Source organism: Pseudonocardia hierapolitana, assembly GCF_007994075.1.
Classification (GTDB): domain Bacteria; phylum Actinomycetota; class Actinomycetes; order Mycobacteriales; family Pseudonocardiaceae; genus Pseudonocardia; species Pseudonocardia hierapolitana.
The window spans coordinates 6563802-6575818 of the sequence record NZ_VIWU01000001.1 but is presented as its reverse complement, the minus strand read 5'-3'; the positions used below and the strand labels follow the sequence as shown (position 1 = coordinate 6575818).

The 12017-nt window shown below is 73.1% G+C and carries 8 protein-coding genes; 4 read left to right on the top strand and 4 right to left on the bottom strand.

Going from position 1 to position 12017, the window contains the following annotated elements; genetic code table 11:
• Nucleotides 1-13: 13 nt before the first annotated feature.
• The gene (locus FHX44_RS31175; RefSeq protein WP_147259048.1) at nt 14-1192 is read left to right on the top strand and encodes an LLM class flavin-dependent oxidoreductase; all 1179 of its coding nucleotides are present in this window, start codon (nt 14-16) and stop codon (nt 1190-1192) included.
• A 114-nt stretch (nt 1193-1306) separates the two neighbouring features.
• On the opposite strand, the gene FHX44_RS31170 is transcribed toward FHX44_RS31175, so the two are convergent.
• Together FHX44_RS31170 and FHX44_RS31165 are read right to left on the bottom strand one after the other, a co-directional pair.
• Complete coding sequence (locus FHX44_RS31170) at nt 1307-2686, bottom strand: FAD-dependent oxidoreductase (RefSeq protein WP_147259047.1); 1380 nt, start codon at nt 2684-2686, stop codon at nt 1307-1309.
• 146 nt (nt 2687-2832) lie between these two features.
• Complete coding sequence (locus tag FHX44_RS31165) at nt 2833-7455, bottom strand: HAD-IC family P-type ATPase (RefSeq protein ID WP_212612729.1); 4623 nt, start codon at nt 7453-7455, stop codon at nt 2833-2835.
• Between the two features lie 168 nt (nt 7456-7623).
• Between FHX44_RS31165 and FHX44_RS43490 the strand changes: the two genes are divergently transcribed.
• Entirely contained in the window at nt 7624-8082 is a 459-nt protein-coding gene (locus FHX44_RS43490; protein WP_246170685.1) for a hypothetical protein, read from the top strand.
• 183 nt (nt 8083-8265) lie between these two features.
• Here FHX44_RS43490 and FHX44_RS31155 read toward each other — a convergent pair whose 3' ends face one another.
• Nucleotides 8266-8844: a hypothetical protein gene (locus FHX44_RS31155; RefSeq protein WP_212612728.1), complete on the bottom strand. Its 579-nt coding sequence runs from the start codon at nt 8842-8844 to the stop codon at nt 8266-8268.
• Entirely contained in the window at nt 8841-9386 is a 546-nt protein-coding gene (locus FHX44_RS31150) for an anthrone oxygenase family protein (protein WP_147259045.1), read from the bottom strand. The genes FHX44_RS31155 and FHX44_RS31150 overlap by 4 nt, the downstream gene beginning before the upstream one ends.
• 303 nt (nt 9387-9689) lie before the next feature.
• Between FHX44_RS31150 and FHX44_RS31145 the strand changes: the two genes are divergently transcribed.
• Complete coding sequence (locus FHX44_RS31145; RefSeq protein ID WP_246170684.1) at nt 9690-10838, top strand: sensor histidine kinase; 1149 nt, start codon at nt 9690-9692, stop codon at nt 10836-10838.
• Nucleotides 10835-11497 (top strand): response regulator transcription factor, encoded by a 663-nt coding sequence (locus FHX44_RS31140; protein ID WP_147259043.1) that lies wholly within the window; start codon nt 10835-10837, stop codon nt 11495-11497. Before FHX44_RS31145 ends, FHX44_RS31140 begins: the two co-directional genes overlap by 4 nt.
• Nucleotides 11498-12017 lie beyond the last annotated feature (520 nt).

The window sequence follows — 12017 nt, the reverse complement described above, 5'->3', positions numbered from 1 at the left end:
GAAGGAGACGACCATGACCGCGACCGCCAACGAGCGCCTCGGGCTCGCCCCCACGGCCCCGCGCCCCGCGAGCGAGACCCGCCCCCTGCAGGACCGCAGGGAGACCAACCCGCTGTTCGGCGACCAGAAGATGAAGCTGGGGCTGTTCGGCATCAACTGCTCGTACGGGCTGATCATGAGCCACGCCCCGTCGTCGTACCGGGTGACGTGGGAGCACACCAAGGAGATCGCGCAGCGCGCCGACCGCATCGGCTTCGACGTGCTCGTGCCGGTGGCCCGCTGGAAGGGGTTCGGCGGCTCCACCAACTTCAACGGCAACTGCTTCGAGACCTACACCTGGGCCGCGGGCATCGCCGAGGCGACCGAGCGGATCGGCGTCGCCGCGACCTCCCACCTGCCCACCGTGCACCCGATCGTCGCCGCCAAGGCCGCCACCACGATCGACCACATCTCCAGGGGCCGGTTCGCGCTCAACCTCGTGATGGGATGGGTGCCACCGGAGATGGAGATGTTCGGCGGCGAGCAGCGCGAGCACGACGAGCGCTACGCCTTCGGCCAGGAGTGGATCGACTACGTCACGAGGCTGTGGACCGAGCCCGGCTCGTTCGAGGTCGACGGAGAGCACTTCCAGGGCGCCCTGCTCGAGGCGTACCCGAAGCCCCACCAGGCGCCCCGCCCGGCGCTGCTCAACGCAGGCAACTCGCCGGCCGGTATCGAGTTCTCCGCCCGCAACGTCGACATCAACTTCGCCTCGCTCGACACACTGGAGAACATCAGGGCCTACACCGACAAGGTGCGGTCGAAGGCCCGCGACGACTACCAGCGGGAGATCCAGGTCATGACATACGGCCTGGTCGTGTGCCGCGACACCGAGGACGAGGCAAAGCGCGCCTTCCAGCAGGTCGTCGACGAGGGCGACTGGGGGGCCGCCGGCAACGTCATCAAGATCGCTGGTTCCGGCGCGAGCCAGTCCTTCGACCACGCGGTCAAGAAGATGCAGGAGCGCTTCATCGCCGGCTGGGGCGGCTACCCCGTCGTCGGCACGCCGGAGCAGGTCACCGAGCAGCTCGCCGCCCTCAACGAGGCCGGCATGCAGGGCATGATCTTCGGGCTCATCGACTACAACGAGGAGCTCGAGTACTTCGGGAACAACGTCATGCCGCTCCTGAAGGAGGTAGGCCTGCGCCAGTGACCCCAGCGACGCGGCGTCCCGGCTCGGCATGGCGATCGCGCTCGTCAACGGGGTAGGTGGGGTAGATGAAGCGCGTCCACGCGGCGACGGGTTCCAGTAGGCGGTGTCGGTCATTCACTTGCGGCTGTCGGCTTCCACGGTCTCGAACGCCTTGCGTGCGGCGATGAGCACCGGATCCCACACGGGTGCGAACGGCGGCGCGTAGGACAGATCCAGGCTCAGAATCTCGTCGACATGCATCTCGTTCCAGATCGCGGTGGCGAGCACATCGATCCGCTTCGCGGCACCCTCCCGCCCGACGATCTGGGCGCCGAGCAGCCTGCCGGTGCGCTTCTCGGCGAGCAGCTTCGTGCGGATCGGCTCGGCGCCGGGGAAGTAGCCGGCGCGGGTCGTGGAGTCCACGGCGGTTGTCAGATAGCAGAACCCGGCCGCGTCGGCCTCAGCCTCGGACATGCCGGTACGGGCCACCTCGAGATCGCACACCTTCGTGACGGCGGTGCCGATGACCCCGGGGAAGGTGGCGTATCCGCCGCCGATGTTGATGCCGACGACGCGGCCCTGCTTGTTGGCATGCGTCCCGAGGGCCACGACGACCCGCCGCCCGGACAGCCGATGGACCGACTCGACGCAGTCGCCGGCGGCCCAGACGCCCTCGACCTGCGTCCGCATCCGGTTGTCCACGGCGATACCGCCGGAGGTGCCCAGCGGGATCCCGGCCTCCTCGGCCAGGGAGACGTTCGGCCGGACGCCGAGGCCGAGTACGACGAGGTCGGCGGGCAACCTGCGGCCGGCCTCCGTGTGCACCGCGACGGCCCGGCCGCTACTGCCGGTCTCGATCTCCGCTGCCCCGTCAGAAAGGATCATCGAGATGCCCATGCCACGGACGGCGTCGGCGATGAACGAGCCGATATCCGGGTCGAACGTGCCGACCGGAGTAGCGGCCTTGTCGACAACGGTGACATCCAGGCCCCGGACCTGGCACGCCTCGGCGATCTCCAGCCCGATGTAGCCGCCACCGATGATGACGACCCGACGCACGCTGTCGTCGAGCTCGTCGCGCAGGACCGCGCCGTCGCCCAGGGTCTGCACGCCGAACACGCCTGCGGCATCGATGCCCGGGATCGGCGGGCGGATCGGCACGCTGCCGGAGGCGTAGACCAGACAGTCGAAGTGCTCGTCGTACTCGTGGCCTGCCTCCAGATCGCAGGCGTGGACCGTGCGGGAATCCAGATCGATCGCCGTGACCCTGGTGCGGATCCGCACGTCGATCCCCTGCTTGCGGTGCTCCTCCGGGCTGCGCGCGACGAGCTCGTCCGGCCCGCCGACGCTGCCACCGATCCAGTACGGGATCCCGCACGCCGAGTACGACGTGAACCGGCCCTGCTCGAACGCGACGATCTCCAGATCGCCCGGATCCCGCCGCCTGCGAGCCTGGCTGGCGGCGCTCATCCCGGCGGCATCGCCACCGATCACCACCAGACGTTCCCGAGGCATTCCTGCACCATAGTGCGGCGGCGATCCGACGCGACCCACCTCCGCGCACCATCGGTCCCGGACGGCCAGCGCGCCGGAGCCGCTGACACCCGCGCCTGACCGGCTACGCCAGAGGTTCGACCACCAGCGTCGGCCAGCGCGGCTGCTCAGTGACTGAGCTCGCCGTTGTGAGCAACACCGGGCAGGTCGCGATGCTCGACCGCGGTCGTGTCCGGAGGCCCTTCGGGGCCTGCGGGCAGTGGGCGGGGTGGCTCGCCCTGCGTCTGCCACGCGCTCACCAGGCGCGGTACGACCTCGGCTCCGACCGTCGCCGTCCCGGCCCAGGCGAGGACGACCAGCCAGGAGAGCGGGTCGAGCGGTCTGCAGCCGAAGAACCGGCTCACCCCGGGCGTCTGCACGACGGCGGCGAGCGCGGCGAGCGATCCGGCGGCGGTCATCACGACCAGCGGGCTGCGCCGACCGGCCCACGCGGTCTGGCCGAGCTGGCTGGCGATCAGTGCGGCCAACCCCATCGTGCTGGCCCGGGCGGTGGTGCCGGTGAGCCGGCCGACGGCCCACGCTCCGCTGGCCCCGGCCGCCGTTGCCGCGCCGCGCACCAGCACCATCTCCCGAACCGAGCGGGTGAAGCCGCGGTGCGGGCCGGCGAGCAGGACGTCCCTGAGCGGATGCGCGGCCAGCAGCCCGTCGTCCTCACCGCCCGCGGCTGCGCGACGAGGCGCGGCCACCGCGACTGCCAGCGCCGGGAACATGTCGGTGAGCATGTTGACCAGCAGCAGTTGCCGGGTCGTGAGCGGGGACCGCCCGCCGAACGCGGTGCCGAGGACCGTGAACGCGATCTCTCCGGCGTTCCCGCCGACGAGCACCGACACCGCGTCGCGCACCCTCGCCCACATCGCCCGCCCTTCGCCGATGGCGTCGACCAGGCGGGTCAGGTCGATGTCGGTGAGCACCACGTCCGCGGCCTTGCGCGCGGCCGGCGACTCGGTACTCGTCACCGCGACGCCGACGTCGGCCAGCCGGATCGCGGCCGCGTCGTTGATCCCGTCACCGGTCATCGCCAGTGTGGCCCCGGCCCGCCGCAGCGCCGCCACCAACGTGACCTTCTGCTCCGGCGACAGCCGGGCGAAGACGGCGGCGCCGCGCACCAGCTCGGTCCGTTCGGCCTCGGAGGCCCGGGCGAGCTGGGCGCCGGTCACGACGCGGTCGGCGTCGGGAATGCTGGCCTGGGCCGCGATCGCGCTCGCCGTCTCCGGGTGGTCCCCCGTCGCGACCAGCACCCGGACCCCGGCGGCGCGCAACTGCTCCACGGCCGCGACCGTCGACCCACGAACGGTGTCGGCGAGGGCGACGAACCCGCGCAGCCGCAGCTTCCGCGCGGCTTCCTCAAGGTCGTCAGGGCACTGGCCGACCTCACGGTCGGCCACCGCCAGCACCCGCAACCCCTCGGCGGCGAGCTCCTTCGCCCGCTTCCGAGCGGCACCCACTCGATCGCAGCGCCGCAGCACCACCTCCGGGGCACCCTTCACGACGAGCCGTCCGTCCCGCACGGCGGCGGAGAAGGCGCGCCCGGTAGCGAACGAGAGGGTGCGGTCCGGCTCGTCCGCCGCCAGCATCCCGCGTTCCGACGCGGCCTCCAGCACCGCTCGGTCCGTCTCGTGCGCCTGGTCGTCCCCGCTGCCGACGGCCGCGGCGGCGAGCCCGAGCAGCTCGTCCTCCCCGATCGCGTCGTCCTGGTCAGCCGGCACCAGGCGGACCACGCGCAACTGGTTCTCGGTCAGCGTTCCGGTCTTGTCGAAGCACACGCTGTCCACCCGGCCGAGAGCCTCCAGTACCCGGGCGCTCCGCACGACCGCACCGCGGCTGGACAGCCGACGCGCGGCAGCCAGCTGCGCGACGGTCGCCACGAGTGGCAGTCCCTCGGGCACCGCGGCGACCGCGATGGCCACGCCCGCCCCGATCGCCTCGCGCAGCGGCCGCCCCCACAGCACGCCGAGCGCGGCCACGACGGCGCCCCCGGCGAGGGTCACCGGCAGCACGGCCCGGGTGAGCTCACCGAGCCGCGCCTGCACGCCGACCGGCGGTGGCGCCGTTCCGGCCGCGGTGGTGGCCCGCCCGGCCTGCGTCGCCTCCCCGGTCGCCACCACGACGGCCCGCCCGGTGCCTGCGACCGCTGTCGTGCCGTCGAAGAGCATGCACGTGCGGTCCGCGACGTCGGCTCCCGGCGTGGCCATGGACGATTTGGCGACCGAGAGCGACTCGCCGGTCAAGCTGGACTCGTCGACCTCCAGGTCGCACGCCTCCAGCAGCCGGGCGTCGGCGGGTACCACGTCCCCGGCTTCGACGAGGATGACGTCCCCGATCCGCAGGTCACCGGCGGGCACGTCCTCGCGCCCCCCGTCGCCCTCCCGGTGGGCGACCGTCTCCTGCTGCAGCAGCAGGGATTCGAGGGCCGTCTCCGTGCGCAGCCGCTGCAGGCTGCTGATCAGCGCGTTGCCGACCATGACCCCACCGACGAGCACGGCGTCGGTGAACTCACCGAGGATCGCGGTGGCCCCGGCCCCGGTACCGAGGATCGGCGTGAGCGGGTCGGACAGCTCGGCCGCGACCGTGCGGGCGAAGCGGACGGGCCAGCCGACGGGCCAGTGGACGACGGGGAGCGTGGACACGAACGGCCACGGCGGGTGCTGCACCTCGTCGGGTTCCGGGCGCCGATCGGCGAGCCGGCGGAGGACCTGCTCGGGTTCGAGGGCGTGCCAGGGCGTGTGCACGGTCGCGGGGGCCGGGGGCTGGGCGTCGAGCCGCAGCGCAGCCCACGTCCCGTAGGCCATCATCGCGACGGTCGCGATCTTGCCCGGCGTGGGGGCTTCCTTCTGTCCGCGGCGCGGATCGCCGACCGCGGCGAGCAGCGTTCCGAGCACGTTGCCGGTGATCGCCCCGCTCACTGCCCGGCGGCTGATGTCGCGGGCCACCTCGGTCGCGGCGACGATGCGGCACGCGTCCACGAGACCGGCCCCGGCCACCAGGTCCGCAGCCCACGCAGGGGCGCACTCGGCCCGCACCGGGGCGACGGCGACGTCGGCCGCCATCAGCGCCGGACCGTCCACTGCGGACACGACGAGCACGCCCCGCCCCTCCGTCTGCACGCGGCGCACGGTCGCCAGCAGCGGCTCGTCCGCGGGCGCCACCTCGTCGGCGAGGCCGGTGAGCTCGCGCGTCCCGACGTGCTCGGTGAGCACGAGGCGGTGGCCGGCACCGGTCGCCGCCTTGAGCAGCGCCTCGGCGCGTGGGTCGAGCTCCGCCGCGATCACCGCCGTCCCGACCCGCCGGTCGCCGTCCAGCACGGCCCTGGTCTCGCCACCGGGTGCGTCCGGCGACTCCTCCGGCGGGCCCAACCGGGTCCCGTCCCCGCGGTCGGGGCTGTCGAGCAGCCGTGCCGCCGCCGTCCAGATCGCCGGGTCGTCCCAGCCCTCGACCTCGGCGCTCGCCATGGCCACGATCGGTGGGCCGGTGCAGAGCGCGTCGCTGTCCACGACGACGGCGTCGATCCGGTCCAGGCGGCGGTAGGCGGAACCGTCCATCGGCAGCACGTCGCGCCGACACATCAGCAGGTCCAGCACCGACGCGAACGACTCCCGGCCCAGCGTCGCCGTCCTGGGGGTCAGGGCCTTGAGCAGATCAGCGGACCTCGCCGGCGCGCGGGTCAGGGCGAGCACGCCCAATGCGGCCGCGAGTGACGTCGGGCCGAGCCGGGACTGGTACGACTCGACCGGTCCCGGCAGCAGCGGGACCGGCCGCTCCCCCGGCGGCGCGATCGGATCGGATTCGTCGGCCAGGTCGGATCGGCACAGCTCCGGCTCCAGGCGGCGCCAGACGTCGCGGCGCGCGTACGTCTCCAGCGCCCGCTCGATGGCCGCGACGGCGTTGAGCGCCGGGACCGTCGGGCTCTGGGTGAGTGCGTGGAGCAGGGCGCTCGCGCCGGTGAACACGAGGTCCGTGCCGACCGGCCCGATCCGCTCCGTGACGCGGCTCGAGATCCAGCGCTGCGAGTCCGCCAGGGCGAGCACCAGGGTCGCGTGCCGGGTCAGCGCGGGCACCGGGAGGACCTTGCCCGCGAAGGCCACCCCGATCGCCGCGGTGTCGACGGCCGCTGCGATGAGCGCGGCCAGCAGGGGTTCGAGGTCGGCCGGGTGCTCGTCGTGGCGCGAGAAGACCTGCCGCCCCCCGCGCGCCTGCTCGATCGAGCTCACCACGCCGACGACGTCCTCCACCCGGACCCGCCGCTGGTCGAACGCGACGAGGACGCGACCGACCACGTCGTTGACGGTCGCCCACTCCACGCCCTCCAGCCGCTCGAGCCGCCTCCGCAAGGTGCGGCGGACCTCCGGGTCAGCCGCGACGGCCGGCTCGGCGAGCTCGACGTGCGCGTGACCGCCGTCGACCCAGACCCGGCGGTGGTGCCGCTCCTCCGCCGGTTCGAACATGCCTCGGGCGGCCTCCGCCGCCCGCTCCAGCCCGTCATCGGCCAGCGGGTCCGCCCCCGTCACCACGGTGCCGGCGAACCGGACCGTCTCGACCGCAGCATTCCGCGCAAGCCCCAACGAACCACCGGCCGCGGCCGCGGTCGCGCCGGCGGCGGCGCGGGTGGCGCGGACCCCGACCTTGGCCGTGCCGGCCACCAGGCCCGCCGCCAACCCGACACCGGTCGCGGTGACGGTCAACGCCGCCCCGGCCGTCGAGCGGGCAACGTCGGTGAAACGGGGTAGGGCCACCGGAACTCCTAGCGCGGAGGACATCCGTAGCGCACGTTTACCCCGTCCCCGAGACTCGCATCCGGTTGCAGACGATCCGGCAGGATTCCCTGATCCACCTGGGTTTGAATCCCGGCCGTTCGGGCATACCTCGAACCGATCCATGGATCGGGCCCAGCGAGGTGAGCAGTGGCCGGGAAGACGAGGAACGCAGACGCACGCAACGGCGGCACCGCGACGCCGGCTCGCGCGCAGGCAGGCAGCAAAGCCGAGGCAAGCGGGGACAGCGCACCGGCCGAGGAGATCCGCCCGGAGCACCCCGCGGAGGGACGTTTCGAAGGCCATCGTTCGGCGACGGTCAACCTCCCCTTCGTCACGGCGCAGTTCCGGATGCCGGACCTGCGCACCCCCACCCGCGAAGATCTCCAGGCCGCCGCACGCGGAGTCCGATCGTTGCTGCCCTCGCAACCGCCTTCGCGCAAGTCGATGCTGTTCTACGGCGGGCTGGCCGCGACCGCGGCCGCCGGAGTGATCGAATGGCCGGTGGCCACCGCCATCGGTATCGGCAGCGCACTGGCGAGCCGAGGCGCTGCCGACCCAGCGCCGCCCGCCCAGAAGCCGCCGACAGACGCGTCGCGGGACACGTGATCTGACCAGTTGAGACGGGATCGCCGCGCTGCGCCTGGGCAGGTAGCGCTGGCGCCCGGGTACGCCGGGAACTGGGATCGGGTCCGTCGACCGAGCCGCGTCGCGCTGTCCGCTACGCCCTGCCGGCGCTGATCGCGGGTGCCCGAGGTCGGGCTCGGGTCGCGTGCAGACTCTGCGGTGCGCCTACGAGACGGAATCGTCAGTGTCGCCGGGAGCATGCGGTATCCCAGGACGCCTCGAACCGGGTGGGCGGAGCAGGGCGTCAACACCGGATGCGCCCCGGCGATCCCGGGTGTCGTCGATGTCGGTGCCGTCGGCGGGCATGGCGGGCACCAGGCGGCACAGCAGCACGGCGATGGCGCCGGTGACCACGCCGACGAGGGTGCCGGTGACCAGGCTGGAGATCACCGCGGCGGTGCGAAGGGTGCCGTCCTCGACGGCGGGGCCGGTGCCGGCGAGCTCGCCGCCCAACGCGGGTGCGTCGCCGCCGAACGCGGTGTCCCACAGGAGTTGGTGGCCAAGGGCGAGGAACACCCCGTAGATCGCGCCGATGACCACGACGGTGGCGAACGGGCGGCGGGGGCGCTTCCACAGCACCGTCGCGATCCAGGAGGCGGGTGGGACGAACACCAGCAGCCCGTTGACGAACGAACCTTCCTCGATCAGGCCGAGGTCGTGCAGCACGACCCGGGGGGCGGCCAGCGCGGCCAGCCCGATCAGCACCGGCCAGGGGAATCCCAGCACCCGCGTCGCCCGGCTCACCGCAGTCCCTCGACGGTCCCGGCGCGCTCGCGGCGCTCGGTGCTGGCCGGCGCGGTCCGGCCGACCCACCGCAGCAGCGCGGTGAACGCCAACGCAGACGTCACCGCGCCCCCGGCCAAGCGCACCCAGTGCCCGGCCACGAACTCCTGGGCCACCTGACGCAGGTACTCCGGGGAGTGGGTACCGACCGGATCCACGAACATGATCTCGTTGCGCGGCCAGAAGAACAGCACCGAGAACAAGAACTCGCATGCGATGAACACCGCGGCCGCCGCCACGATCCACCAGCGCAGCCGCGGCTCCCGCCAGGTGAACGCCGTCGCCGCCAGGCACGTGAGCACCACAGTGGCACCCAGCGGCGGGAAGTAGTCACTCGGACCCCCCGCGACCAGGAACTCCCGCGCCCGGTCCAAGGACGCCGGCGCGTCGCCGAAGATGTTCGGATACAACATCACGGTCTCGGCGGCCACCCCGCCGAACGACATCATCGAAGCCCACACCAGCACGATCAACGCCACCGTGGTCCACCTCGTACGCGACATCCCCCTCGCGTCTCCTCTCGTCATCGGTCCTCGACGACCCACTGGGGGCCGCCATCACCCGACCGACGCTAGGTCCGCCCACCCCACCCCGACTGCCTCCTGACCGCGCGACCACGTGTCGCTCCTCGACGTAACCGGGCCCCGCCACCGCCGGCCGCCGAGCGACACCCGCGCGACGCCACCGGAGCGCACAAGCCCCCGGAGGGGCGACCGAGGCATCGCTTCTCGACGTACGCCGAGCGCCCGGAGTCACGCGTCTCGGCGACAGCGCCGACGGCGTCCGCGGCGCTAACCTGCGGCATCGTGCGAGCCGGCCGTCCCACCCGTTCCGATGCGCTGCTGGCCATCGCGGTGTCCTGTCTCGTGGGGGCCGCGGTCGTCACCGATGCCGGGCCGGTCGGCCGGGCCGCGCTCGCGTACGCGTTCGCGGCCGGCTTCGGCGCACTGGTGCTGGCGAGCCGCCGGTGGCCGCTGTGGGCGCTGGCCGCGACCGCGGCCGGCCTCGTCGGCTACTACCTGCTCGACCTGCCCCCGATCGGCTTGGCGGTTCCGGTGGCGGCGGTGCTGTTCGCCGCTGCCGACCACGGCCGACCCTTCGCCGCGGCGGGCATCGCGGCGGTTCTGCTCCTGGTCTCGCTGGCCGCGCGGCTGATCGAGGGCGACGACGTCGCCTACGTCGTGGGGCTGGCCCTCGGCTCGGACGCCGTCCTCATGCTCGCGGTGATCGCGCTGGGCGACGCCATGCGCAGCCGGCGCGCCCTGCGGGCGCAGATGGCCGGGCAGGCCGCTGCGGCGGCGGAGGAGCGACGCCGGGAAGCTGCCCGCCAGGTCGACATCGAGCGGATCCGCATCGCGCGCGAGCTGCACGACACCCTCGGCCACACCATGTCGGTGATCACCCTGCAGTCCGCCGTGGCAGCGGAAGCGATCGACGGCGGCTCGACCGCCGACGTCCGCGGCGCGGTCACGGCCATCGGCGATGCGGCCAGGAGCGCCATGTCCGAACTCCGCGCCACCCTCGGCACCTGGCTCGGCGGCCCCAGCACCCGCGAACCGCCGCCGGGGCTCGACCGGCTCCGCACGCTCACCGACGGCGTCACCCGCAGCGGGCTGCCGGTCGATCTGCACCTCACCGGGGACGTCAGCGGAGTTCCCTCGGTCGTGGGCACGACCGCCTACCGCGTCGTGCAGGAGGCGCTGACCAACGCGCTGCGGCACGCCGCCGCGTCTCGGGTCACCGTCTCGGTCCGCGCGTCCGCCACGGGGTTGTCCCTGGAGGTCTGCGACGACGGCCGTGGTGCACCGGCCGATGAACCCGCCGGGCACGGTCATGGTCTGCGCGGCATGACCGAGCGGGTCGCCCTGCTCGGCGGCACGGTGCACGCCGGCAACCTGGATGGAGGCGGCTTCCGCGTGCAGGCGCACCTGCCCCTCAGGAGGGCGGCCCGATGAGCGAGATCCGCGTCGTGCTCGTCGACGACCAGCACCTCGTCCGCGCCGGGCTGCGCGCTCTCCTCGAGCGGGCACCCGACATCGCCATCGTCGGCGAGGCCGGCGACGGGGCGACCGGGGTGACGGTCGTGCGCACCCACCGCCCCGACGTCGTGCTCATGGACGTCCGCATGCCCGGGACCGACGGGCTGCAGGCCACCCGGCGCATCCTCACCGACCCGGCGCTCGGCGACGTCCAGGTGATCATGCTGACCACGTTCGACGACGACGAGTACCTGTTCGAGGCCATCCGCGCGGGTGCGGCGGGGTTCCTGCTCAAGGACACCGCACCCGACGCCCTCCGCGACGCGGTCCGCATCGTCGCCGGCGGCGACGCGCTCCTCTCGCCCGCCGTGACCCGGCGCGTGCTGGCCGCGGCAGCCCGATCCGCCGCCGCGCAACCCGAGCGCCTCAAGGAGCTCACCGACCGTGAGCGCGACGTCCTCGCCCAGGTCGGGGCCGGTCGCTCGAACGCCGAGATCGGAAGCGTCCTGCACATCAGCCCCGACACCGCGCGCACCTACGTCGGCCGCCTCCTCAGCAAGCTCGACGCCCGCGACCGCTCCCAACTCGTGGTGATCGCCTACGAGAGCGGGCTCGTCCGGCCCGGAGAGCAGTGACATCGGGCTGCGGACGAGCAGCGACGCGCCGGCGGCACGGCACCAGCACCCGATGGGCGGTTGGCGGAACACCCGTTCTCCCCGATGACGGCCGCGCCCGTTGCGCGAGTCGTCTCCATCGCGCCCGGCCGGATCGTGCTCGTCGACTCCGAGGCGATCGCTGATCCCGCCCTCGAGCGCGGGACTCCATCAGCCGTTCGGTCAGCGCTCGGTGCTCGCCGGCCTGCTTCCTCTGGTGGTTGAACTCCGATGCGCCCGACCACCGCGTGGGCGTCGCCCCAGGACCAAGCCAGTCGCGTGACACATCGTCCTGGCCCGCCGTAGTGCCCGCCTGCAAATCGGCCTGAAGCGACTCGATCAGATGAGATGTTCACGAATCTGCGTCATTCCGGGTGCGGCGGTGCAATCGCGGCCGTCAGCCGCGCAACGAGCGCGCCCGGCCCACCAAGCGTGTACGGAGCGTCAAATTCACGAGGTCCCGTCAATGTGGGATCGCGCCCACAATCATCCTTGGACTGCA

Coding starts and splice junctions, on each gene's coding strand:
- FHX44_RS31170 (WP_147259047.1), bottom strand. CDS start 2,686: ATGCCTCGGGAACGTCTGGTGGTGATCGGTGGCGATGCCGCCGGGATG.
- FHX44_RS31175 (WP_147259048.1), top strand. CDS start 14: ATGACCGCGACCGCCAACGAGCGCCTCGGGCTCGCCCCCACGGCCCCG.
- FHX44_RS31150 (WP_147259045.1), bottom strand. CDS start 9,386: ATGTCGCGTACGAGGTGGACCACGGTGGCGTTGATCGTGCTGGTGTGG.
- FHX44_RS31140 (WP_147259043.1), top strand. CDS start 10,835: ATGAGCGAGATCCGCGTCGTGCTCGTCGACGACCAGCACCTCGTCCGC.